The sequence below is a fragment of the Rhodococcus sp. 008 genome (genome assembly GCF_001682295.1).
Lineage (GTDB): Bacteria > Actinomycetota > Actinomycetes > Mycobacteriales > Mycobacteriaceae > Rhodococcus_F > Rhodococcus_F qingshengii.
On sequence record NZ_CP012749.1, the window covers coordinates 523,918 to 545,424 of the forward strand.

Here is a 21,507-nt window from a genome sequence, read left to right on the forward strand (position 1 = left end):
GGATCGGTAACGACCCGAGCCGAGACCACGATCCACGCAGTAGGAAGAGGAGACGAATAGCAATGAGCACCCAGGCTGCAGCCCCCCATGGAAATACTGTCGATACTGTAAAAACTGCTCCGACAGACGTCGAGATCCCCCAGAGTGAGGCGGAGATCGACGAACTACGGAAAGAAATCGACCGTCTCGACGCCGAGATCCTCGCGGCCATCAAACGCCGCTCCGAGGTCTCCCAGATCATCGGCCGTACCCGGATGGCATCGGGTGGTCCGCGTCTGGTGCACAGCCGCGAGATGAAGGTCCTCGAACGATTCAACGAGCTGGGCCAGGAAGGCCACACTCTCGCGATGCTGCTCCTGCGCCTGGGCCGCGGACGCCTGGGCCACTAGCGCACACCCAGATCACTTGCGAACGGCCACATCGGATGCCTCTGGCAGTCCCGATGTGGCCGTTCGCGTGTGTATCAGCTCTCGAGCGCGATGTACTTCGTGTTCAGGTATTCCTCGATCCCCTCGGTCCCGCCCTCGCGGCCGAATCCGGATTCCTTCACGCCACCGAACGGCGCTGCCGCGTCCGAGATCACTCCGCGGTTGACGCCGATCATTCCTGATTCCAGTGCGTCGGAAACCCGAAGCGCACGGTCGAGATCCCTCGTGAAGATGTACGCGGCCAGTCCGAACTCGGTGTCGTTGGCGGCTGCGATTCCCTCGGCTTCGGTGTCGAAGCCGGTGATCGCGGCGACGGGTCCGAACACCTCTTCTTTCAGAATCCGCGCGCTGGCCGGAACGTCTGCCAACACCGTGGCTGGATAGAAGTACCCTTCACCACCCGGCGCTTCGCCGCCCAGTCGCACCTTCGCCCCGGCATCCACCGCATCTGCAACCAACTCCGCGACCGTGTCGAGCTGGTTCTGGTTGATCAGCGGGCCGAGCTTCGTCTCCGGGTCGGTACCGGGTCCCATCGTGAAAGTCGCCATCTTCTCGGTCAGCTTGGTCGTGAACTCTTCACGCACGGCGTTGGCGACGTGGAACCGGTTGGCGGCGGTGCATGCTTCGCCTCCGTTGCGAAGCTTCGCCAGTACCGCGCCCTCGACTGCCTTGTCGACGTCCGCGTCGTCGAACACCACGAAGGGTGCGTTGCCACCCAATTCCATCGACGTGCGGAGCAATCGCTTCGCGGACTTCTCCACCAGCATCTTGCCGACGCCGGTGGACCCGGTGAAGGTGAGCTTGCGCAGTCGAGGGTCGTCGATGAGAGGGCCGGTCACTTCACCGGATTTCGATGTCGGCAACACCGAGAGGACTCCGTCGGGCAACCCGGCTTCGGCCATGAGCTGAGCAAGCAACAACATCGTCAACGGGGTCTCCGAGGCGGGCTTGACGATGATCGTGCAGCCGGCGGCCAACGCCGGGCCGATCTTGCGGGTACCCATCGCCAACGGGAAATTCCAGGGAGTGATGGCCAGACACGGTCCGACCGGCGCCTTGGTGACAAGGATCCGGCCGTTGCCCGCCGGGGCCGGCGTGTAGCGCCCGCCGATGCGAACGGCCTCCTCGCTGAACCACCGGAAGAACTCCGCCCCGTACTTCACCTCGGCGCGACTTTCGGCGAGTGCCTTGCCCATTTCGAGGGTCATCAGCAGCGCCACGTCCTCGGCTCGCTCGGTGATCTTCTCGAAGACGGCTCGCAGGATTTCACCACGCTCGCGCGCAGGTGTGCTCGCCCACTTCGACGAGACGGCGACGGCTTCGTCGAGAGCGCGCAGCGCGTCCGCGGGGCTCGCATCGGCGACATCGGTCAACGATTTCCCGGTCGCCGGATCCGCCACCGGGAAGGTCGCGTTGTTCTCCGCGGGCACGAACCGACCGCCGACGAACAACTGGGTGGGAACTGATCGAATGAATTCGAATGTGTCCATGGGTTCCATGATGCTCGTCGGAGCCGCGTCCGTCTGCCCGCGAGCGAGACTCACGCGGAAGTTTCCAGCTTGTGCCACTAAAGTCGATGATCGTGAGCACTGACATCACCGGAACCTCAGCCTGGCAGAAACTGCGCGCTCATTACGCCGACATCGAAGGCGTTCACCTGCGAGAACTCTTCCAGGACGATCCAGCCCGCGGGCGAGAGCTGACGATCGACGCCGGTGATCTTCACATCGACTACAGCAAGCATCGCGTCAGCCGCGAGACTCTCGCGCTGCTCGTCGACCTGGCCCGCGAGGCCGGCGTCGAGGCACGACGCGACGCGATGTTCGCGGGCGATCACATCAACACTTCCGAAGACCGCGCCGTACTGCACACAGCACTGCGTCTGCCCAAGGATTCTGCGCTGACCGTCGACGGTCAAGACGTCGTCGCCGACGTTCACGAAGTTCTGGACGCGATGGGCGCTTTTGCCGATCGTGTGCGCAGCGGCGAGTGGACCGGAGCTACCGGCAAGCGCATCCGCACCATCGTCAACATCGGCATCGGCGGTTCCGACCTCGGGCCGGTGATGGTCTACCGCGCACTACGGCATTACGCCGACGCCGGAATCAGCGTCCGGTTCGTCTCCAACATCGACCCTGTCGATCTGGTCGGACAGCTCGACGACCTCGATCCGGAGACGACGCTCTTCATCGTCGCATCCAAGACGTTCTCCACCCTCGAGACCCTCACCAACGCGACAGCGGCAAAGCGTTGGCTGTTCGCCGGTCTGGGCAGCGAAGACGTCTCGGCCGTAGCCAAGCATTTCGTCGCAGTCTCCACCCACGGTGACCGTGTGGCGGAGTTCGGCATCGACACCGCGAACATGTTCGGGTTCTGGGATTGGGTCGGCGGGCGCTACTCCGTCGACTCGGCGATCGGCTTGTCGGTCATGTGTGCCGTCGGACCCGTTCGCTTTGCGGAGTTCCTCGACGGTTTCCACCAGATCGACACGCACTTCCGAAACCAACCGCTCGAGCAGAACGCGCCGGTCCTCCTCGGCCTCATCGGGCTCTGGTATTCCAACTTCTTCGGCGCACAGTCCCGCGCAGTGCTGCCCTACTCCAACGACTTGCTGCGCTTTCCCGCCTACCTGCAGCAGCTGACCATGGAATCCAACGGCAAATCGGTTCGCGCCGACGGCTCACCGGTGACCACGTCCACCGGTGAGATCTTCTGGGGCGAGCCCGGAACCAACGGCCAACACGCCTTCTACCAACTCCTGCATCAGGGCACCTGGCTGGTGCCTGCCGATTTCATCGGGTTCGCGGAATCCACCGACGATCTGCCTACTGCGGACGGCACGGGATCAATGCACGATCTGCTCATGAGTAACTTCTTCGCTCAGACAAAGGTTCTCGCGTTCGGCAAGACTGCCGAAGAAATCGCGTCAGAGGGCACTGCTCCGGAGCTGGTGCCACACAAGGTGATGCCAGGCAACCGGCCGTCGAGCACTATCTTGGCGAAGGAGCTGACCCCCTCGGTCGTCGGTCAGCTGATCGCACTTTACGAGCACCAGGTATTTGTCGAAGGTGCTGTGTGGGGTGTCAATCCGTTCGATCAGTGGGGCGTCGAACTCGGCAAGACACAAGCCATGGAACTGGGGCCTGCGCTCTCTTCCGAAGCAGCACCCGGCGACCTCGGCGACACATCCACAGATGCTCTGGTGCAGTGGTACCGCAGAGAGCGCGGACGGGCCTGACTCACGCGGCCGCCGGGCCGAACCAACTTTCCGTTGTGTACACGCGTCCGGATCGGTCGACGAGCCGAGCGCGAAGCTCTTGCTGTTCAACCCATTTGATGGCGCTTATCCCCCGGATCAACGCAGCCTCGCTCGCGGCGTACGCCCACACCGCGTCGTCAGCAATCACCGAGACCTGTGCCCATTCCGTGGAGGGCCGCTCCTGGTTCGGCTCCCAGGAGGGCAGCTCCAGCGCCCGCGCCGTCGCCATTGCGGTTCCGTTGATCAGTTCGACTTCTTCGCTGTCCGGCACCGGAATCTGCCAGCCACCAGCTGGTGCATGGCCGGCCGTGGCGATCACGTCGCCGATCCGCACAGCAACGCCGCATTGTAATTCGGCGGCGACGATCTGCGCGGCGCGATCGACGGTGTCGGCCTTGGCAACTCCGGTGATGTCGAACGACGCACCCCAGGGCGCGTACACCACGTCTCCGTCGAGCTGTACGTCCTCGAACGTCGGGGTCGGGTGCACCGGAGGAATGGATTCGTCCTCGGAGTAGTTGTCGGCGAGCGGATTGACTGCACCGCCGGTCATACGGGCAGCCCACAGCGCCGACCGCAGCAGAGCCGACATACGTCGTGTCACTTTGACCGGAGTTCCCTGAGCGAGGTTGACGGCGTGAATCTCGGCGTCTCCCCGGCGAAGGTCGCAGACCGCTTCGGTTTCGTCGATGGCAGCTGCGATCAACGCGTGCGCAGTAGGCAGCGCAGCGCCCTCGGTGACGTCCACCTCCACGGCGGAATCCCACATCGCCCACTTCTCGACACTGACCATGTCAGTCCTGCCCTTCGAACACACTGTGTTGTAACCAGTATGCGCCGGTCAGCAACCCCCGTGCCATAAAGCGCTTCCGAGGCCGAGGCACACATGCCGCAGGTTGAGCAGCGCGCGGCGGGGACTGGATGGTAGATCTGTGCGACAGAATTGCCGCCCGGACTGTCGCCCTCCGTGTGCAAGACGTGTAATCCTCCACATGGTTCTGACATGCACCTGACTGCGACGACGTCGACTACTACTGGCGCAGCGGGCAATTCCGATCCGAAAGACGCAGAGTCGACGCTCGACATGTCCGGCCGGGCCGGCTGCGCTTCGAGCCCGGTCCGCCGCAGCAACACGCCCGGGCGGCGCTGATGTCACCGCATGAACCTTATGTCACCGCATGAAAAAGTGGGGACCGACGAGAAGCACTGTGTTCCAACGTCGATGACATACCAATCGGCCGCTTTCAATGCGCGTCACTTTCGCAGGTGGACACACCTGAGCGCTCACTCTCGAGTGCAGCAAAATACGGGCCCACCACTGCGCGCGAGCGTCGAGCAGAGCACCGAGAAGAAGTCCCGGACACGCGGCGCGCCAACCGCCGGCACGACGACGCCCGGTGCCCGGCGGCAGCGCTTCGCACGTTACAGACCGAGCAGGAATGCATCGACACAAAATGGATAGGACCGGCTGAAAGAACCTGCAGCACAATGGCGTAACCACCACCGTTCGGCTTATACGCTACCGCCGTACACCTTGGCAAAACGAACGGTCAGTACGCGGCGAAAATCACATACTTTACAAAGTCTTTGGAATCTTTCTGCGCCAAATATCCGCAGGTGAAAGGACTTTCGACCAGAGTCCAGAATAACCGTGTCGTCTACTATGTGAAAACTGCGAAGTAGCTGTGACGCTGGGTCACGCTCGAGGGAGGAATTGTGACCGATTCATTCAAGGACCGTTTGAACGCCTTGTACCCGGCCACAGCACCGAGACTCACCAACGCACAAGTTGTGGAAGCCCTTTCGCAACGTGGATGCAAGATTTCGACACCGTACCTCTCGCAACTCCGGAGCGGTGTGCGCACGAATCCATCGGAGCAAGTCGTTTTGGCATTGGCCGATTACTTCGGCGTAGCAGCAGAGTACTTCTTCGGCCCGACACCTCGCCAAGATCCCGAACTGATTCCGGAAGAAGACCGTTCGGTTGTCGAGGAGTTCCACGACAGCGAATTACGTTCTCTGGCCATAAAAGCGGTCGATCTCTCCCCTGAATCGCAGGACTTGCTCTCATCGATTGCGGAGAAACTTCGCTCGTCCGAAGGACTCCCGGCCGTCCCTCCGGATTGCAGCACCTACACCCCACCGTTCACTCGCGACTAGTCCGGAGCGAAGTTCAGCGAGTCAGATCAGCGAGTCAAGCGGCCCAATAGTGCCGAAGCGGTGATGATTCCGAGCAGCGCGGCCCCGATCAGCACGCCGAAGTCGACGAGGTAGTCGGTCGGCATTCCGATCAGCAGACCGCGCAGCGCTGACACCTCGTAACTCAGCGGATTGATGCGACTGAGCCACTGAACCCACGTCGGCATGAGTTCGACCGGGTACAGAGCGTTGGACGCGAAGAACAACGGCATGGTGATCGCCTGGCCGATGCCCATCAATCGATCTCGTTTGAGCACGATCCCCGCGATCGCAACCGACAGACAGGCGAAGAACGCCGAGCCGAGGACAACGACAGCCACGACGCCGAGCAGCTTGATCGGGTTCCACGTCATGCTCACGCCCAGCAGCGCCGCTACAACGACTACGACCACGGCCTGGGCGACCGCACGGATACCGGCTGCAAATGCCTTTCCGGTGACCAGCGCGGCTCGTGGCGTCGGCGTCACCATGAGTTTGGTGAGGACTCCCGCGTCACGCTCCCAGATGATCTGGATTCCGTAGAAGATCGCAACAAAAAGCGCGGACTGCGCAATGATGCCCGGCGCGAGAAAGTCGAGATACGGTACGTCGCCAGTCGGGATCGCTCGGATATGACTGAACGTCTGACCGAAGATCACCAACCAGAGGATCGGCTGGATTGCGCGCGTGACCAATTCAGATCGGTCGTGCCGCAACTTCTGAACTTCCACGAGGCAGAATGTGTAAATTCTCGAGAGCAATCGAGCAAGACTGTTGGTAGTGGGATCAGCCCAAGCGGCGCGCTGTGCGACGGGCACTGCGGACATCGTGGAGACCTCCTGACTTGCCGCCGGTGAGGTCGTCGCCGGTGTAGTGACGGAACACGTCTTCGAGAGTGGCCTCCGGCCCCAGTTCGGCGGCCAACGCGCTCGGCTCGCCCACTGCACGAAGTTCACCGTGATGCATCAACGCAACACGATCACACAACTCCTCGGCTTCTTCCATGTAGTGCGTCGTGAGCAGGACGGTCATGCCGTATCGCTTCTGCATCTCCGCCACTCGCTTCCAGACGGATTCGCGGGCAATGGGATCCAACCCCACCGTCGGTTCGTCGAGCACCAGCAGCGACGGTCGGTTCACCAGTGCCTGCGCAAGTTCGAGACGTCGCACCATACCGCCGGAGAAGCTCGACGCGAGACGCTCACCTGAATCGAGCAGATCCACCATCTCGAGCGCCTGGTCGACGCGCTCGCGTCGTTCGGACCGCGGAACGTCGTACAGTCGCGCGAACCAGGTCACGTTCTCGCGTGCGGTCAATGCGCTTTCGATCGAGAGCTGTTGTGGCACGTACCCGAGGTAGCGCCGAATGGTCATCGCTTCGCTGCGAACTGAGCGACCGAGAATCCGAATGTCACCGTCTTGCAGAGGAAGTAACGTGTTGAGCAACCTGATCGTCGTAGTCTTTCCTGCGCCGTTGGGACCGAGCAGGCCGAAACACTCCCCCGCATTGATGACCAGACTCAGGTTGTCCACCGCGCGGTGGTCGCCGAACTTGTATGTGACCGAGTCGATCTCGACCGCGTGTGCGCCGGGGTCGGGTGAACCTGCCGCTCGGCTCTTCCACCACTGTGTCAGCATCTCACTGCCCCCCGCCTTCCGATCCGGCTGCTGCCAGAGCGCTCGCCAATCGAGACAGGGCCGGTAGAGCAGCCTCGATACTTGCCCTGTCCTCTGCGGTCAGAGTCGACAATGCCTGACCGACAATCACACTCCGGCGATCACGCCACACCTCGACGCGGGCGCGCGCCTCGTCCGCGAGCACCAATCGCGCGACGCGGCGGTCGGCCTCGTCGGCAACGCGTTCGATCACTCCCTCGTCGACGAGCTGCCGCACCAAGGTGGACACCGTGTTTGCCGCGACACCCAATCGCCCGGCAGCCTCGGCCACCGACAGACCCGGGTTGCGTCGTAGCAGCCTGACGAGTTCGATCTGGGCGCCGGCGAGCGGTCGTTCCGCAAACGGCCGCCCCGACGCCTTCCTCGTGCCCCGGCGCAATTGTCCGAGCGTCTCCAGGACGTCATCCGCAAGATTTGCTCCGCTTCCATCCACAACCTCACAATAGCTCTGTAACAGAGCTATTGTCGAGGAATCCGGACGCCCGGCGTTTTCAGCTCGTCCGCAACGGGTATCCCCGATTGCTTGTCCCGAGCACTCCCGCCCAGAACGGAGACGTCATGCGCAGACAGTGGTTGTTCGCGACGGTTGCGAGTAGCGCCCTGATCCTCACCGGTTGCTCGCCCGACGCCCTCGATTCCGGGGACAGCGCAGACAACGTCACTGCCATTGCGACGTCGCTGTCGCCACCCGCCGCCGCTGATGCACCCCTGCTGAAGACCGCCGACTCCCCACTCGGGACGATCGCCGTCGACGGCGAAGGCATGACCGTCTACGTCTACAACCCGGACGAGGAGAACTCACAAGCCGGGTCGTGCGACGAAGCGTGCCTGCGTTACTGGCCGGCGGTCACCTCGGTCACGGATTCGCCGATCGTCGAAGGAATCGACGCCGTCATCGACACTGTCGACGGGCCTGAAGGATCTTTCCAGATCACCGTCAACGGCAAGCCTGTTTATCGGTACCTCGACGACAAGGTTCCCGGCGACATGCTCGGACAGAGCGTCGGCAGCCTGTGGTGGATGATCGACGCCGCCGGAAACCCCGTGTTCAAGACCGAGTAACCCTCAGTTGTACGGCTGCCGAGCGGTTTCGGGGTCGCCGTACGTGATTGCCCGTTCCCGCCGCGTTTTCGACGCCAGGGTTGCGCCCCAGTTCAGCACCGTGCTGGCGCGGTTGCGGAAACCGGCGAGGAACGCGATGTGGATGATTCCCCAGGACACCCATCCGATGAACCCGGACAACTGGACCGGCCCTGCCTGAAGCAACGCGTGGCGTCGCGAAATGTAGGCCGCGGTTCCAAGATCGCGGTACTTGAACGGTTTTCGGCTGGGCACTCCGTTTTCTACGGTTGCAGCGATCCGGGCACCGGCGTGCCGACCACCCTGCATCGCAACCTCGGCCACCCCGGCAAGTTTGTCCCGCGACATGAGGTCGCCCACCACGTAGACGTTCGGGTGGCCGGGAACGGTCAGATCGGCTTCCACCTCGATGCGGCCACCGCCGACCTGCTTCACACCCAGCGCCGTGGCCAGTGCCTCGGCGAACGGCACTGCTTCGACGCCCGCGGTCCACAGAATCGTGCGGGTCTCGTACTGCCGCTTCTCTTTTGTCTTCTTGTCCGTCGTCTCGATGCTGGTCTCGCACACGTCGGTGACGTGCACGCCGAGGTGAGTCTCGACGCCGATCCCGTCGAGAGTACGTTTGGCCGCGGCCGAGAGCTTGCGACTGAACGAAGGGAGCACCCGATCGTCGCCGTGGAAGAGCAGTACCCTTGCCTCGTCCGGGTCTATGGACCGGAACTCGTTGGTCAGCGCGTGCATTGCCAATTCGCGGATCTGCCCGGCTAATTCGACGCCGGTGGGTCCGCCGCCCGCCACGGCGAAGGTCAGCCACGGTCGACGTTCTTCCGCAGTCGGGAGCGATTCGGCCATCTCGAACGCAGCAATGAGACTGCGCCTGATCGCCAAAGCGTCGTCGAGGGTTTTCATGCCGGGCGCCCATTTGATGAACTCGTCCTGGCCGTGGTAGGACTGGCGCATTCCAGCCGCCACGATCAGGTAGTCGTACGGCAATTCGAAGGTCGACCCGTCGAAGCGACTGGCAGTCAGTATCCCGGCGTCGGCGTCCACCGACTTGGCCTCGCCCAGAACGACGTTCGTGTTCTTGTTGTCCTCGAGCAGATGTCGCAGCGGACTTGCGATCTGCCCTTCGGAGAGCAGACCCGTGGCGCACTGGTAGAGCAGGGGCTGGAAGACGTGGCTGGTCCCTCGGTCGATCAGAACCACCTCGACGTCAGCCTTCTTGAGTCGTCTCGCTGCATACAGTCCACCGAAGCCGCCACCGACGATCACTACCCGGGGCTTACCGTTCGAGATGTGGATGCTCATCAGACAAACCTCGCTGTCACGGAGTTGGGCAGGAATCGTAGGGCCGCATCTATCCCTTGCCACTTGAGGCCGGGTAGCGCCGCTCGGGTGGTTTCCTTCTCGATAGCGTCGACCATGGCACTGACGCCTTCGTCCAGACTGGCCATGAGCGCAGCGTCGTCGCCGGCGCCGGCGGACATGTCGGTCTTGATGAAGCCCGGCAGCAGCGTGGTGACCCGAATAGGTGTGCGCGCCAACTCGATACTGAGCGCCTCACCCAGCGCCGCTACTCCCGCCTTGCTCGCCGAATAGGCCGCTTTTGGCCCGGGTAGCCCCCGATCCGCGCTTATCGAGGACACGAGAACCAGGTGTCCGGAGTCCTGCGCGCGGAAGATCTCGAGCGCAGCTTCACACTGCGACAGCGCGCCGACAAAATTCGTCTGCGCTGTTGCAAGATTCGCGTGCGCTTTTCCGGTTCCGATCTTGGCGCCCTTGCCGAGCCCGGCGTTCACGATCACCCGGTCCAGGCCACCCAACTCGTCGCGCAGCTCACCGAAAACCCGGACGACGGAATCGTGTTCGGTCACATCGAGTTCGCGCACTGCGACGCTGATCGACGGGTACTGCGCCACCAGCTCCCCACGCAGCGTGTCGAGACGATCCGTCCGCCGGGCACACAACGCGAGGTCGCGACCGGCCGCGGCGAATCTCCTGGCCATCTCCTCACCCAGACCCGAACTGGCACCGGTGATCAAAATCTTCTGCCGCGTCATGGGTGCAACTGTAACCATCATCGAGTTCTCGTACCCGGCGGTAACCGAGCGAACTCGGACCGATCCGACATACCGTGGAGCAATGACCGACGAATTCGATGTCATCGTGATCGGCGGTGGACCCGCCGGCGAGAACGCCGCCGCATACGCCATCGCCGGAAGTAATCGCACCGCCGCAATCGTGGAACACGAACTGGTCGGCGGTGAATGCTCGTATTGGGCCTGTATGCCCAGCAAGGCACTACTGCGCCCGGGGCAGGTCCTCGAGGCGGCCGACGCCTTGCCCGGGATCCCGGCCGGACCGCTGGACGTCGATGCCGTTCTGAAACGGCGCGACTCGTTCACCCACAACCACGACGACTCGTCCCAGGTCGACTGGGCAACCTCCGCGGGCATCACCGTGATCAAAGGCCACGGGGTCATCGACGGCGAGCGAGCAGTGACCGTCGACGGGACCCGTAAGCTCCGTGCCCGCCGTGCCGTCGTACTCGCCACGGGAACGACCGCCACCGTCCCGAAGACACCGGGATTGCGCGAGGCACTCCCGTGGACCTCGCGCGACGCCACCAACCTGCACGAGGTTCCGTCGCGAGTGGCGGTCATCGGCGGCGGAGTGGTCGCAACTGAGTGCGCAACGTGGTTGTCGTCGTTCGGCGCTCACGTGACGTTGCTCGTGAGGGGCGATGCTCTGTTGAAATCAGCAGAACCGTTTGCCGGAACGATGGTGGCCGAAGCACTCGGTGCCCGCGGTGTGGACGTTCGACTGAGCACTGCCGTCAACTCGGTCTCACGCCCCGATGCCAAGGACACCGGCGAAGGTCACATCCACGGTGGACCCGTCAGCATCGAGACATCGTCCGGCGTGATCGAAGTCGACGAGGTCATCGTCGCGGCGGGCCGCGGGCCGACATCTGCCGATCTCGGCTTGTCCGTCATCGGCCTCGAGGACGGCAAGTACGTCACCACTGACGATCACCTCTGTGCCCAAGGTGAGTGGCTCTACGCCGTCGGCGACATCAACGGTCGTTCTCCCCTCACCCACATGGGCAAGTATCAGGCGAGAGTCTGCGGAGACGTCATCGCCGCGCGGGCCGAGAGCCGCGGACTCAGGGGACCTCGGTACACGGCGTCGGCGGACAATGGACAGGTCCCCCAGGTGGTGTTCACCTCACCCGAAATCGCCTGGGTGGGACGCACCGAGAAGAAAGCTCGCGACGACGGCTACGACGTCGAAGTCGTGGAGATCGAACTCGCAGTCGCGGGATCTTCGCTGCTGCGCGACGACTACTCGGGGCGCGCGAAGTTGGTGATCGACAAGGCCACCGACGTGATCCTCGGCGCTACCTTCGCCGGGCCCGAAGTATCCGAGCTGGTGCATGCGGCGACAATCGCGGTCGTCGGCGCCGTACCACTGGAAACTCTCTGGCATGCGGTGCCCTCGTATCCGACGGTCAGTGAAGTCTGGCTTCGATTGCTGGAGGCTCGCCGCTGACGCGCTCCCGAAGTACGTATAGTCGCGACATGGCGTCCGACATACTTGTGACCACGGCCGACGGCACCCTGCGCGGCCGCCGGGTGGGAAAACTTCGTGCCTGGCGCGGAATTCCCTACGCCCGGCCGCCGGTCGGAACACTGCGTCTGACGCGACCACAGCCGGTCACGCCGTGGACCGGAGAACGCGACGCGATCAGGTTCGGCGACGCGTCTGTCCAACACAAGAAGGGGCTGTTGCTCGCGCCCGGGAAGTACCAGCCGAGCAGCGAGGACTGCCTGACGCTCAACGTGCTCGCCCCCGCGAACACCGGCAATACTCCGCGTCCCGTCATGGTTTTCATCCACGGTGGGGCAAACACCATCGGGACCTCGGCCACCGGCTTGTACTCGGGCGTGTCCCTCGTCGAACGCGGCGACGTCGTCTACGTCTCGATCAACTACCGGCTCGGCGCTCTGGGCTACCTCGATTTCACCCCGTTCTCCACATCCGAGCGCGTATTCGACTCCAACCTCGGACTGCGCGATCAGGTCGCGGCCCTGCAGTGGGTGCAACGCAACATCGCCGCCTTCGGTGGGGATCCTGAAAAAGTCACGATTTTCGGTGAATCCGCCGGAGCCACCGCCGTCACCACCCTGATGGCGACTCCGGCCGCCAAGGGACTCTTCGCCGGCGCTATCGCCGAGAGTTCGGCTCCGGATCTGGTCTCGAGCACGCAGCGATCGCATGCCTGGGGCGCGCGTTTCGTCGAGATCCTCAATTCCGGCCTACCACCCGCGAAGGCCCTGACCTCGGCGACAGCCGTCGAATTGGGCAGAGCCGGAAGCAGACTGGGCGCCGAGGTACTCGCGAACACACCTGGACTACATCCCTTCGGACCGGTCGTCGACGGCGACTTCCTCCCCCGCTCCCCCTTGGACGCATTCAAAGAAGGATCGGCACACCAGGTGCCGATGATCATCGGCACCAACAGACGGGAGGGGACGCTGTTCCCGAAGGTGCTCGACGCACTTCCGACCAACCCGTCGCGCATCGACACCATGTTTGCCCTCACCGATCCCGAGGCCGGGAAGCGCATCCTCGCAACCTATCCCGGCTACCCGGACGAGCAGTCCGCGATCGACGTCGGCGGAGACGTCACGTTCTGGCACCCGTCCGTGGAGTTGATGCAAGCGCACGCACAATCGGCGCCGACGTACGCCTACCGATTCGACTTCGCGCCGACGATGATGCGCTGGCTCGGCCTCGACGCCACACACGGATTCGAGATGTTTGCAGTCTTCGGCATCGGTGACACCCTTGTCGGGCGCGGCCTCACCCTTCCCGGCGGTCGACGCGGACTGCGCGCAGTCACCGAATCTGTTCAGGGACACTGGCTTCACTTCGCCGAGCACGGCTCGCCGCGCGGATCGTGGCCGCGCTACGAGGGGCAGGAGCGTCGGACCATGATCTTCGACGAGATCGTCCGCGTCGAGAACGATCCCAGACGTGAACAACGCTTGGCCTGGGCGGGATACAGCGGTTACCGTAGCCACGGCACCGACATCTCCCTACCGTGACGAGCCCCCTCGAGATCACTCTCGATTCCGGGGTCGTACGCGGGCGCCTCGATCGAGGACTGCGCACCTGGCGAGCAATCCCCTACGCGGCGGCCCCGACCGGTCCTCGGAGATTTCGCGCACCGCAGCCGGTCGAGGCTTGGAATGGTGTCCGCCCGGCGGAAGCATTCGGCTCTCCGTCTCCGCAGCGCAAGAGCAATTTCGACGAGAACTCACTCTTCGTCAATGTCGTGGCCCCGCAGGTACCGTCGGATTCGTTGCGACCGGTCATGGTTTTCATTCACGGCGGCGCGTACAACGGCGGGAATCCCTCGACGCCCATGTACCGCGGAACGAGCCTGGTCGAACGTGGCGACATCGTCTACGTCTCGATCCAATATCGCCTCGGCGCGTTGGGCTACCTCGATTTCAGTGAATATTCCACTGCGGAAAGATCATTCGAGACGAACCTCGGATTGCGCGATCAGATCGCCGCGATGACGTGGGTCCAACGCAACATCGCCGCTTTCGGCGGCGACCCGAACGCCGTCACCGTCTTCGGTGAATCGTCCGGCGCCAACGCGGTCACCACTCTGATGGCAACGCCGGCGGCACGAGGGCTGTTCGCCCGGGCCATCGCTCAAAGTCCGCCGGCTGCTTCGGCATACGGAAAAGAGCGAGCGCACCGTTGGGCACGCGAGTTCCTCGAGATCGCACAGGCTCCGGATACCGATCCGGGATCGTGGCTGCGCTCCGCTTCGGTGAAGGACCTGGTCGCTGCCGGCGAAGAACTTGCGCGCCGCGGCGCGGACGAAGAACCCGGAACGCGGGCATTTGCCCCCGTGGTGGGTGACGACGTCCTTCCCGAACACCCGCTCGACGTGTTCGCCGCCGGACGCGCCCACCCCGTTCCGCTGCTCGTCGGTTCGAATCTCCACGAGGGAAGAATCTTCCCGCGCGTTCTCGACATCTTGCCTACCGACCCGGTTCGGATCGAGAAGATGTTCTCCCACAGCACCCCTGAAGTGAAAGCACGTGCGCTCGCGGCGTATCCCACGTATCCGCACCGGTTTGCTGCCGCAGATCTCGGCGGCGACATCACGTTCTGGGAGCCCGCGATACTCTGCGCACAGGGTCATTGCCAGGTAGCTCCTACCTACAGTTACCGCTACGATTTTGCGCCTCGCCTGCTCAGACTCGTCGGCATGGGCGCTACCCACGCCACCGAATTGCTTGCGGTCTTCGGGCGTTCGGATGCACTCACCGCGGCCTTGACCGCGGTCGGTGGGCGCCGCGGACTGACTGCGGTGACCTCCACCATGCAGCGCCACTGGATCCATTTCGCCCGCCACGGAGTGCCGGACCGGGATTGGCCCGCCTACTCCGTACCGGAGCGGCAAACAATGATCTTCGACGAGACGTCCCGAGTGGAGAACGACCCGATGGGTGAGCGTCGACGGGCTTGGATCGGCTACGAGCACAGGCGCTGAAGCCCGATCAGAAGAACTGGCCTTTCACGAAACCTGCGAGTAGGACGGCAAATCCGCCCACCTCGCCGAGAATCAGCAGAAACATCCCGAGGTGCAGGGGCGGACCGGCGGACTCGAACTGATTGTCGGTGTCCTTCATCGCACCGTGAGCGATGTAGCTGAATATCGCTGCGAGAAAGAAGAACACGACCACTGCGGCACTGGTCAGGTTGATCCACGTCGGCCACGCACTGAGTTCGACGAACACCGCGATCAGCAGCGTCGCAAACGAGTACATCAGGGCAGCGCGGTGTGCGATGTCGACATACGGATGGGCGAGGTGATTGTCCGAAGTGGCCATCTGTCGGTATTTCCAGATTCCCAGGCACAGGGAGAGAAGGAAGATCAGACCGGCAGCGAGAAGCGTCAGTGTCGTGTCGATCCCCAGCGTCATCTGCCCACCCCGCAGTGCGTTTCCAGCGAGTCACCGCTGGGTGATCCAGCCGAAGGCTTGTCGTAGACGACAACCAGCACCACCGCACGATCCGCCGACACCGACCGCATCCGGTGCGGCGTATTCGCGTCGAAGTACAAGCTGTCGCCGGCGTCGAGGTGCATCGTCTGCCCGGGGATTTCGAATTCTACGGATCCGGAATGCACGAACACGAACTCCTCTCCCGTGTGGTCCATGAACTTGGGACCCATCACCGAGGCCGGATGAACCACGAACGGCTGCATGGCCTTTCCGACCAGTGAGGGCGCGATCGGATCGTAGACGGAAGACTGCACGGAGTTGGCCGGGTCGATCACGCGGTCCTTCGCGCGCACGATCGTCATGGCATTTCCCTCCATACTGTCCGAGAACAGTTGCCCCACATCGGCATCGAGCACACGCGCAATCTTGAGTGCCACCGCGATCGACGGGGTACTGATACCCCGCTCGACCTTGGAGAGATAGCTCTTCGTCAGACCGGTCTGCTCGGCCAGGCCCTCGAGCGTCAGACCGGCGCGACGCCGATGTGTTCGCAAAAACGCTGCCATTCGGTTCCCCTCACGCGACTTTGTGTCATCACCCTAACAATACATTGACCTGCGGCGATCAGCGATTCAGGAATCGAGGGTTGCACATTTCCGTCCTATATGACACTTTGTGTCTTATAGGTGACTGAATGTCATTGAATTCCGGGTCCCGAGAAAGGCACACCCCATGACCGACACGATGCATGCGAGCAAGCAGGAACTCATGGCCACCGCCGAGACGAAGATGCTCACCGAAGTAACGACAGGTAGTTGGACTCTTCGACAGAAGATCGCACTGACCTGCCGGGCACTGTCGGACGCCGGCCACGACTCCGGCCTTGCCGGACAGATCTCCGCCCGCGGTGGGCAGCCAGGAACGTTTGTCACACAGCGACTCGGCCTCGGGTTCGACGAGATCACCGAGGACAACCTCCTGCTCGTCAACGAGGATCTCGAAGTCCTCGACGGGGAGGGCATGCCGAACCCCGCCAACAGGTTCCACAGTTGGATCTACCGCGCACGACCCGACGTCAACTGCATCGTCCACACACACCCACTACATGCGACGGCGCTGTCGATGCTCGAGATTCCCCTCGTCGTCTCCCAAATGGACATCGCGCCGCTCTACGACGACTGCGCATTTCTCGCCGACTGGCCCGGGGTTCCCGTGGGAAACGAGGAGGGCGAGATCATTTCGGCTGCACTCGGCGACAAGCGGGCAATTCTGCTCGCCCACCACGGCCAACTCGTCGTCGGCAACACGGTCGAAGAGGCATGCTCTCTCGGGCATCTGATCGAGCGAGCGGCCAGACTGCAGTTGCTGGCGATGGCTGCCGGAGACATCAAGCCGCTACCGCCTCGCCTGGCGAAGGAGGCACACGATTGGACACTGACTCCTCGGCGCAGCGAGGCGAACTTCGCTTACTACGCCCGTCGCGCTCTCCGCAATCATCCCGACACACTGACCAACTGACTTTTGTTTCCCACCAACAGAACTGAGAGCCTCATGAGCAGCACCATCAAGGGAATCGTCGCCTATCCCATCACCCCGTTCGACCGGGACACCGGAGCATTCGACCCCAAGCCGCTACACACGCTCCTCGACAGCATGATCAGCAGTGGTGTCGACGCGATAGCCCCACTCGGCAGTACCGGCGAGAGCGCCTATCTCGACGATGCAGAGTGGGAGACGGTCGCTCGGGAGACTGTCGACTACGTCGACCGCCGAGTCCCCACCGTCGTCGGAGTGTCGGATCTGACGACGGCGGGAGCACTCCGCCGAGCATCGATCGCGGCAGACGCCGGAGCCGACGCAATGATGATCCTCCCCACGTCGTACTGGCATCTGGGTGAGCAGGAGATTCGTGAACACGTCACCGCGGTGGCCGATTCCGTCGACATTCCCACGATGATCTACAACAATCCGGCCACCACCGGGATCGACATGTCGCCGGAATTTCTCGTCGATCTCGTCTCCACCGTCGACGGCGTCACGATGATCAAGGAATCCACCGGCGACATCACCCGGATGAACCGCATCAACGAACTGAGCGGTGGCACGATCCCCTTCTTCAACGGCAGCAATCCTCTTGCACTGCAATCTTTCTCTGCCGGTGCAAGCGGATGGTGCACGGCAGCCCCGTGTCTGGCCCCCGAACAGGTGGTGCACTTCTGGCGTCTACTCGAATCCGGTGATCGGTCGGGTGCCGCCGCTGTGTTCGAACAGATCGAGCCGCTACTGAAGGTCCTCGTCAGTCGCGGACTGCCGTCGACGGTCAAAGCCGGGTTGGAATCTCTCGGCATCGACGCCGGCCTTCCCCGCCGGCCCCTGCTGTCCCTCGACGACAACACCAGGACAGCTTTGTCCGACGCTCTGTCGGTGGCTCGCGGTGTAATCGTCGCGTCGTGACCTGACGTGGGAGTGGGTTCCGGCAAGATGGGATGCACACCGACCGAAGGAGGGGCACCATGTCCGTAGATTCACGGTCTGCGAGGATCGCCGTCACCGGCGCGACCGGTCATATCGGCGGACTGGTGGCCCGGTCGTTGGCCGACGCCGGTGTCCCACAGCGGCTGATCGCACGGTCGGTCAACCGATTACCGCAGCTCCCCGGTGCCGATTCGGCCGAGACCACGTACGGGGATCAGGAGCGCGCTCTCGCGGCTCTGGCCGGAATCGACACCCTCTTCATGGTCTCGGCGGCCGAAAGCGCAGATCGCCTGGATCAGCACCGCACCTTCATCGACGCCGCAGCGGAGGCCGGGGTCAGGCACATCGTGTACACGTCTTTCCTCGGCGCTGCTCCGGACGCGACGTTCACGCTCGCTCGCGATCACTGGGTCACCGAAGAACATATCCGCGCTTCCGGGCTCGCATTCACCTTCTTGCGCGACAGCTTCTACCTCGATTTCCTACCCGCTCTCGCCGGTGAAGACGGTGTGATCCGCGGACCCGCAGGGGACGGTCTCGTCGGCGCGGTAGCGCGCTCCGACATTGCTGCCGTCGCTGTGTCGGTTCTGCAGGATCTGGATTCTCATGTCGGACAGACGTACAACCTGACCGGACGGGAGGCACTGACGCTCTCCGAGGCCGCGAGCATCATCACCGAAGTCACCGGCAAGCGAACCACGTACGTCGAGGAAACGCTCGAGGAAGCTTACGAATCGCGGGCGTCGTACAACGCACCCGCTTGGGAACTCGACGCATGGGTGTCGACGTACACCGCAATCGCGCAGGGTGAATTGGCGCTGATCACGGGCACCGTGGAGGACCTTGTCGGCCGGCCTGCGCTCACGCTGCGTGAATTCCTCACAGCAGAAACCGCCTGATGCCACCACGCAAAGCAACCACGGCACGCAAGGCTGCCGCAAAGAAGGCTGCACCGAAGAAGGCTGCACCCAAGAGGAACACGACCAGAAAGACCGCCCCGAAGAAGACTGTCGCAAAGAAGAGCTCACGCGCGACGATCCCGGATGTGCCGACTGCCGGCCCTGGTGAGAGAGTCTGGCTCCTCGACGTTCCCTTTCGGACGCCGGCGCCTGGTGCGCAATTCGTCAAGAAATGGAAGAGCTACGCGTGGGTCGGTACGGAGTTGCCCGTAGAACTCGCTCCATTCAAGGCACTCCCCTTCTCTTATCAGCAGTGGGTAGAGGACGACATCAATGACAGCACCGGTGAACGTCCCGTTGCTGCACCCAAAATTCCTCGGCCCGAGCAGGTTTCGGGGGCTGCAGCCGTCGTCGATGCCGCTCGCGCCGGCAAACGCGGATTTCTGTTGGCAGACAATGCAGGCCTGGGTAAGACGCTGATCGCAGTGATGTCTGCCAAGACGATTGCCGAGGAGCGCGGCGAAACCAACATCCTCGTCCTCGTCGATCGACCCGCACAGATCACCATTCCGCATTGGCGCTATTCCATCGCCTCGGTGGGCGACGGTGGATTCCGCTGGTTGATCATGTCGCCTGACCAATTGAAGAAGCTGATCGCGCGAAACGGCCGCCCCAAGTACACGTTCGGTGTGGTGATTGCCGACGAGGCCCAGCTGTACAGCAACGACACACAGCGCACGGCCGCATTCGAGAAGGTCGCGCGCTTTTCGAATGCTCACGAGCAAGCGCCGTTCGTCCTGTCCGTGACAGCAACACCGGGACACACGCCGGCCGATCAGCGTTACCTGGCACCGCTTTTCGCGCAGCTGCATTCAGAACCTTCGGAGTACTGGTCCGACCTGGGCGCCAGGCTGGTCGAGTCCGGCCTTCCGCTGGACAAGTCCTACGGGAAGTGGACGTGGAGCGCAGAGGCGAAGGAATCACCTGCGCTGCAATCTCGCGCGCTCGAGACCGTGCGTGGGTGGATGTCGAACAGCAAACCGCCCTTGATGATTCATCGACCGACTCCGTGGGGACCCGTTCCGCTCGACGGTATGCCGATCGACCTCACCCATGCCCAGCGCGCCGAGTACGAGACGGAGTGGGCCGAGTACGCCTACGAAATGGGATTGGCCCGCAAGAGTCGCAACATCGCGCGCGGCCGTGCGCTGGTTCTGCGCTACCGACAGAAAGCGGGCATGATCCGCGCCGAGTCGACGGCCCAGTGGGCGCAGGCGCAGGTCAAGGCAGGCAAGCAGGTGTTGGTGGCCGTCGAATTCGTCTCCACGGCAGGTGATCCACTGGTCGAGATGATCGAAGACGCCGGGATCTCGGTGGCAAAACTGTTCGGTGCGGTGCCGGACAAGGAGGGTCAACGTCTGCGGTTTCAACGCGGGGACGCACCGGTCATCGTCTTCAATGTCACGACCTCGATCTCGCTCCATGCCAACGAAGCACTCCCGGACGGCACTCACGCGTCCCCGTTGCCACGGACGGGAATCTTTCATCAACCGCGATACTCAGGGATCGCGGCAGAACAGACGTTCGGTCGGTCGCATCGCGACTACCAGACGTGCCCGTGGGTCATACCCTTCGGCGTGGGCACCAAGGAAGAGGACGTCGCCACGGTCATGTTGCGCAATCTCAATTCGGTCACAGGTCTGAAAGGTGGTGATCGATCCGGTCTGCGGTCGCTGTCCGAACTGCTCGGCGTCGAGTGGCTCGAGCCTGATGTCTTGACCTCGGAGGGTTGACCTTCCAACGACCGTCCAACGCGCACAAACGAACGGTTTCGGCGGTATGCCCCAATTCTACTCCACGAAAACCGAATTCGGCTGACCGCTTCATTCCTTTCGGGACCTTGGGACTCAGGTATCTGTGACCAGACGTGGCAGACTCTTTCGAGTCGAGGTGCACCAGCCTCGAAACAGTGCCGAGAATGCGAGGGGTCCGATGCGCAATATCTACCGGTCATTGATGCGCAATGTCGGCCATACACAATGGTTCTCGGATCTCGGCAAGGATCTGGTTCCGCTCGATCGAGCAGTGCAGAGAGTGTCGGGAGGCAAGCTCTCGCTGGTCGGAGAGAACACCGTGACTCAGCTACTGCTCACCACGACGGGCCGTAAGACCGGCCGTTCTCGAACCACGCCACTCCTGTACGCACCCGACGGCGATGCGTTTGTCGTCGTCGGTTCGAACTGGGGGCAGGATACGCATCCAGCATGGACACTCAATTTGATGGCAAACCCCACCGCAATCGTGACAGTGAAGGGCGTCGAAATACCGGTCGGTGCGAGTCTGGCGGAGGGCGCCACGCGTAAGAAGCTGTGGGAGCTCGCGACCACCACGTGGCCGCCGTACGAAACCTACGCCGATCGAGCATTCGGGCGCCAGATCCGCGTATTTCGACTCCAACCTGTCAAATAACTGCTGCC

General features: G+C 62.9%; 22 protein-coding genes. 13 read left to right on the forward strand and 9 right to left on the reverse strand.

Annotated elements, in window-relative coordinates:
- Window positions 1-62 precede the first annotated feature (62 nt).
- On the forward strand, window positions 63-389 hold the full coding sequence (locus AOT96_RS02380; protein ID WP_003946362.1) for a chorismate mutase: 327 nt from the start codon (window positions 63-65) through the stop codon (window positions 387-389).
- A gap of 74 nt (window positions 390-463) precedes the next feature.
- On the opposite strand, the gene AOT96_RS02385 is transcribed toward AOT96_RS02380, so the two are convergent.
- Entirely contained in the window at window positions 464-1,918 is a 1,455-nt protein-coding gene (locus AOT96_RS02385) for an NAD-dependent succinate-semialdehyde dehydrogenase (RefSeq protein ID WP_007727613.1), read from the reverse strand.
- A gap of 92 nt (window positions 1,919-2,010) precedes the next feature.
- Here AOT96_RS02385 and pgi point away from each other — a divergent pair, with 92 nt between their 5' ends.
- Complete coding sequence (pgi, locus tag AOT96_RS02390; protein WP_007727615.1) at window positions 2,011-3,666, forward strand: glucose-6-phosphate isomerase; 1,656 nt, start codon at window positions 2,011-2,013, stop codon at window positions 3,664-3,666.
- 1 nt (window position 3,667) lies between these two features.
- Here pgi and AOT96_RS02395 read toward each other — a convergent pair whose 3' ends face one another.
- Window positions 3,668-4,480, reverse strand: a complete 813-nt coding sequence (locus tag AOT96_RS02395) for an FAD:protein FMN transferase (RefSeq protein ID WP_007727618.1) — start codon at window positions 4,478-4,480, stop codon at window positions 3,668-3,670.
- A 210-nt stretch (window positions 4,481-4,690) separates the two neighbouring features.
- On the opposite strand from AOT96_RS02395, the gene AOT96_RS35195 reads away from it, so the two are divergent.
- Together AOT96_RS35195 and AOT96_RS02400 are read left to right on the forward strand one after the other, a co-directional pair.
- Window positions 4,691-4,837, forward strand: coding sequence for a hypothetical protein (locus AOT96_RS35195; protein ID WP_156423122.1), 147 nt, complete (start codon window positions 4,691-4,693; stop codon window positions 4,835-4,837).
- 566 nt (window positions 4,838-5,403) lie between these two features.
- Window positions 5,404-5,847, forward strand: coding sequence for a helix-turn-helix domain-containing protein (locus AOT96_RS02400; RefSeq protein WP_003946341.1), 444 nt, complete (start codon window positions 5,404-5,406; stop codon window positions 5,845-5,847).
- Window positions 5,848-5,873: 26 nt separating this feature from the next.
- Here the strand turns inward: AOT96_RS02400 and AOT96_RS02405 are convergent, their stop codons facing one another.
- From AOT96_RS02405 to AOT96_RS02415, 3 genes are read right to left on the reverse strand one after another with little or no spacing between them, the layout of a single operon-like run.
- Complete coding sequence (locus AOT96_RS02405; RefSeq protein ID WP_007727621.1) at window positions 5,874-6,692, reverse strand: ABC transporter permease; 819 nt, start codon at window positions 6,690-6,692, stop codon at window positions 5,874-5,876.
- Window positions 6,652-7,503: an ABC transporter ATP-binding protein gene (locus AOT96_RS02410; protein WP_065351252.1), complete on the reverse strand. Its 852-nt coding sequence runs from the start codon at window positions 7,501-7,503 to the stop codon at window positions 6,652-6,654. Before AOT96_RS02410 ends, AOT96_RS02405 begins: the two co-directional genes overlap by 41 nt.
- 1 nt (window position 7,504) lies before the next feature.
- The gene (locus AOT96_RS02415; RefSeq protein WP_007727626.1) at window positions 7,505-7,975 is read right to left on the reverse strand and encodes a MarR family winged helix-turn-helix transcriptional regulator; all 471 of its coding nucleotides are present in this window, start codon (window positions 7,973-7,975) and stop codon (window positions 7,505-7,507) included.
- 125 nt (window positions 7,976-8,100) lie between these two features.
- Between AOT96_RS02415 and AOT96_RS02420 the strand changes: the two genes are divergently transcribed.
- A complete protein-coding gene (locus tag AOT96_RS02420) occupies window positions 8,101-8,604 on the forward strand; it encodes a COG4315 family predicted lipoprotein (RefSeq protein WP_019744765.1) in 504 nt (167 codons plus the stop codon).
- 3 nt (window positions 8,605-8,607) lie between these two features.
- Here the strand turns inward: AOT96_RS02420 and AOT96_RS02425 are convergent, their stop codons facing one another.
- The gene (locus AOT96_RS02425; RefSeq protein ID WP_003946361.1) at window positions 8,608-9,930 is read right to left on the reverse strand and encodes an NAD(P)/FAD-dependent oxidoreductase; all 1,323 of its coding nucleotides are present in this window, start codon (window positions 9,928-9,930) and stop codon (window positions 8,608-8,610) included.
- Entirely contained in the window at window positions 9,930-10,682 is a 753-nt protein-coding gene (locus AOT96_RS02430; RefSeq protein ID WP_007727631.1) for an SDR family oxidoreductase, read from the reverse strand. Before AOT96_RS02430 ends, AOT96_RS02425 begins: the two co-directional genes overlap by 1 nt.
- 82 nt (window positions 10,683-10,764) lie before the next feature.
- Here AOT96_RS02430 and AOT96_RS02435 point away from each other — a divergent pair, with 82 nt between their 5' ends.
- Genes AOT96_RS02435 through AOT96_RS02445 form a run of 3 tightly spaced genes read left to right on the forward strand, consistent with a single transcriptional unit; the run spans window position 10,765 to window position 15,202 of the window.
- Window positions 10,765-12,174: a dihydrolipoyl dehydrogenase family protein gene (locus tag AOT96_RS02435; RefSeq protein ID WP_030534884.1), complete on the forward strand. Its 1,410-nt coding sequence runs from the start codon at window positions 10,765-10,767 to the stop codon at window positions 12,172-12,174.
- 29 nt (window positions 12,175-12,203) lie between these two features.
- Window positions 12,204-13,733, forward strand: coding sequence for a carboxylesterase/lipase family protein (locus tag AOT96_RS02440; protein WP_050655575.1), 1,530 nt, complete (start codon window positions 12,204-12,206; stop codon window positions 13,731-13,733).
- The gene (locus AOT96_RS02445; protein ID WP_065351253.1) at window positions 13,730-15,202 is read left to right on the forward strand and encodes a carboxylesterase/lipase family protein; all 1,473 of its coding nucleotides are present in this window, start codon (window positions 13,730-13,732) and stop codon (window positions 15,200-15,202) included. Before AOT96_RS02440 ends, AOT96_RS02445 begins: the two co-directional genes overlap by 4 nt.
- 7 nt (window positions 15,203-15,209) lie before the next feature.
- On the opposite strand, the gene AOT96_RS02450 is transcribed toward AOT96_RS02445, so the two are convergent.
- Window positions 15,210-15,635 (reverse strand): hypothetical protein, encoded by a 426-nt coding sequence (locus AOT96_RS02450; RefSeq protein ID WP_003946354.1) that lies wholly within the window; start codon window positions 15,633-15,635, stop codon window positions 15,210-15,212.
- Window positions 15,632-16,222, reverse strand: a complete 591-nt coding sequence (locus AOT96_RS02455; protein ID WP_003946400.1) for a helix-turn-helix domain-containing protein — start codon at window positions 16,220-16,222, stop codon at window positions 15,632-15,634. Before AOT96_RS02455 ends, AOT96_RS02450 begins: the two co-directional genes overlap by 4 nt.
- Window positions 16,223-16,388: 166 nt before the next feature.
- On the opposite strand from AOT96_RS02455, the gene AOT96_RS02460 reads away from it, so the two are divergent.
- From AOT96_RS02460 to AOT96_RS02480, 5 genes are all read left to right on the forward strand, one after another.
- On the forward strand, window positions 16,389-17,174 hold the full coding sequence (locus AOT96_RS02460) for an aldolase (protein WP_030534888.1): 786 nt from the start codon (window positions 16,389-16,391) through the stop codon (window positions 17,172-17,174).
- 33 nt (window positions 17,175-17,207) lie between these two features.
- A complete protein-coding gene (locus AOT96_RS02465; protein WP_007727643.1) occupies window positions 17,208-18,110 on the forward strand; it encodes a dihydrodipicolinate synthase family protein in 903 nt (300 codons plus the stop codon).
- A 59-nt stretch (window positions 18,111-18,169) separates the two neighbouring features.
- Entirely contained in the window at window positions 18,170-19,030 is an 861-nt protein-coding gene (locus AOT96_RS02470; protein ID WP_003946390.1) for an SDR family oxidoreductase, read from the forward strand.
- Window positions 19,030-20,823 (forward strand): DEAD/DEAH box helicase family protein, encoded by a 1,794-nt coding sequence (locus AOT96_RS02475; protein ID WP_065351254.1) that lies wholly within the window; start codon window positions 19,030-19,032, stop codon window positions 20,821-20,823. Before AOT96_RS02470 ends, AOT96_RS02475 begins: the two co-directional genes overlap by 1 nt.
- 199 nt (window positions 20,824-21,022) lie before the next feature.
- The gene (locus tag AOT96_RS02480) at window positions 21,023-21,499 is read left to right on the forward strand and encodes a nitroreductase/quinone reductase family protein (RefSeq protein WP_003946395.1); all 477 of its coding nucleotides are present in this window, start codon (window positions 21,023-21,025) and stop codon (window positions 21,497-21,499) included.
- Window positions 21,500-21,507: the final 8 nt, after the last annotated feature.

Bases quoted from the DNA above. Each gene is read 5' to 3' on its own strand.
- AOT96_RS02380 (WP_003946362.1), top strand. From the start codon at position 63: ATGAGCACCCAGGCTGCAGCCCCCCATGGAAATACTGTCGATACTGTA.
- AOT96_RS02385 (WP_007727613.1), bottom strand. From the start codon at position 1,918: ATGGACACATTCGAATTCATTCGATCAGTTCCCACCCAGTTGTTCGTC.
- AOT96_RS02395 (WP_007727618.1), bottom strand. From the start codon at position 4,480: ATGGTCAGTGTCGAGAAGTGGGCGATGTGGGATTCCGCCGTGGAGGTG.
- AOT96_RS35195 (WP_156423122.1), top strand. From the start codon at position 4,691: ATGCACCTGACTGCGACGACGTCGACTACTACTGGCGCAGCGGGCAAT.
- AOT96_RS02405 (WP_007727621.1), bottom strand. From the start codon at position 6,692: ATGTCCGCAGTGCCCGTCGCACAGCGCGCCGCTTGGGCTGATCCCACT.
- AOT96_RS02410 (WP_065351252.1), bottom strand. From the start codon at position 7,503: ATGCTGACACAGTGGTGGAAGAGCCGAGCGGCAGGTTCACCCGACCCC.
- AOT96_RS02420 (WP_019744765.1), top strand. From the start codon at position 8,101: ATGCGCAGACAGTGGTTGTTCGCGACGGTTGCGAGTAGCGCCCTGATC.
- AOT96_RS02425 (WP_003946361.1), bottom strand. From the start codon at position 9,930: ATGAGCATCCACATCTCGAACGGTAAGCCCCGGGTAGTGATCGTCGGT.
- AOT96_RS02430 (WP_007727631.1), bottom strand. From the start codon at position 10,682: ATGACGCGGCAGAAGATTTTGATCACCGGTGCCAGTTCGGGTCTGGGT.
- AOT96_RS02435 (WP_030534884.1), top strand. From the start codon at position 10,765: ATGACCGACGAATTCGATGTCATCGTGATCGGCGGTGGACCCGCCGGC.
- AOT96_RS02440 (WP_050655575.1), top strand. From the start codon at position 12,204: ATGGCGTCCGACATACTTGTGACCACGGCCGACGGCACCCTGCGCGGC.
- AOT96_RS02450 (WP_003946354.1), bottom strand. From the start codon at position 15,635: ATGACGCTGGGGATCGACACGACACTGACGCTTCTCGCTGCCGGTCTG.
- AOT96_RS02455 (WP_003946400.1), bottom strand. From the start codon at position 16,222: ATGGCAGCGTTTTTGCGAACACATCGGCGTCGCGCCGGTCTGACGCTC.
- AOT96_RS02460 (WP_030534888.1), top strand. From the start codon at position 16,389: ATGACCGACACGATGCATGCGAGCAAGCAGGAACTCATGGCCACCGCC.
- AOT96_RS02465 (WP_007727643.1), top strand. From the start codon at position 17,208: ATGAGCAGCACCATCAAGGGAATCGTCGCCTATCCCATCACCCCGTTC.
- AOT96_RS02470 (WP_003946390.1), top strand. From the start codon at position 18,170: ATGTCCGTAGATTCACGGTCTGCGAGGATCGCCGTCACCGGCGCGACC.
- AOT96_RS02475 (WP_065351254.1), top strand. From the start codon at position 19,030: ATGCCACCACGCAAAGCAACCACGGCACGCAAGGCTGCCGCAAAGAAG.
- AOT96_RS02480 (WP_003946395.1), top strand. From the start codon at position 21,023: ATGCGCAATATCTACCGGTCATTGATGCGCAATGTCGGCCATACACAA.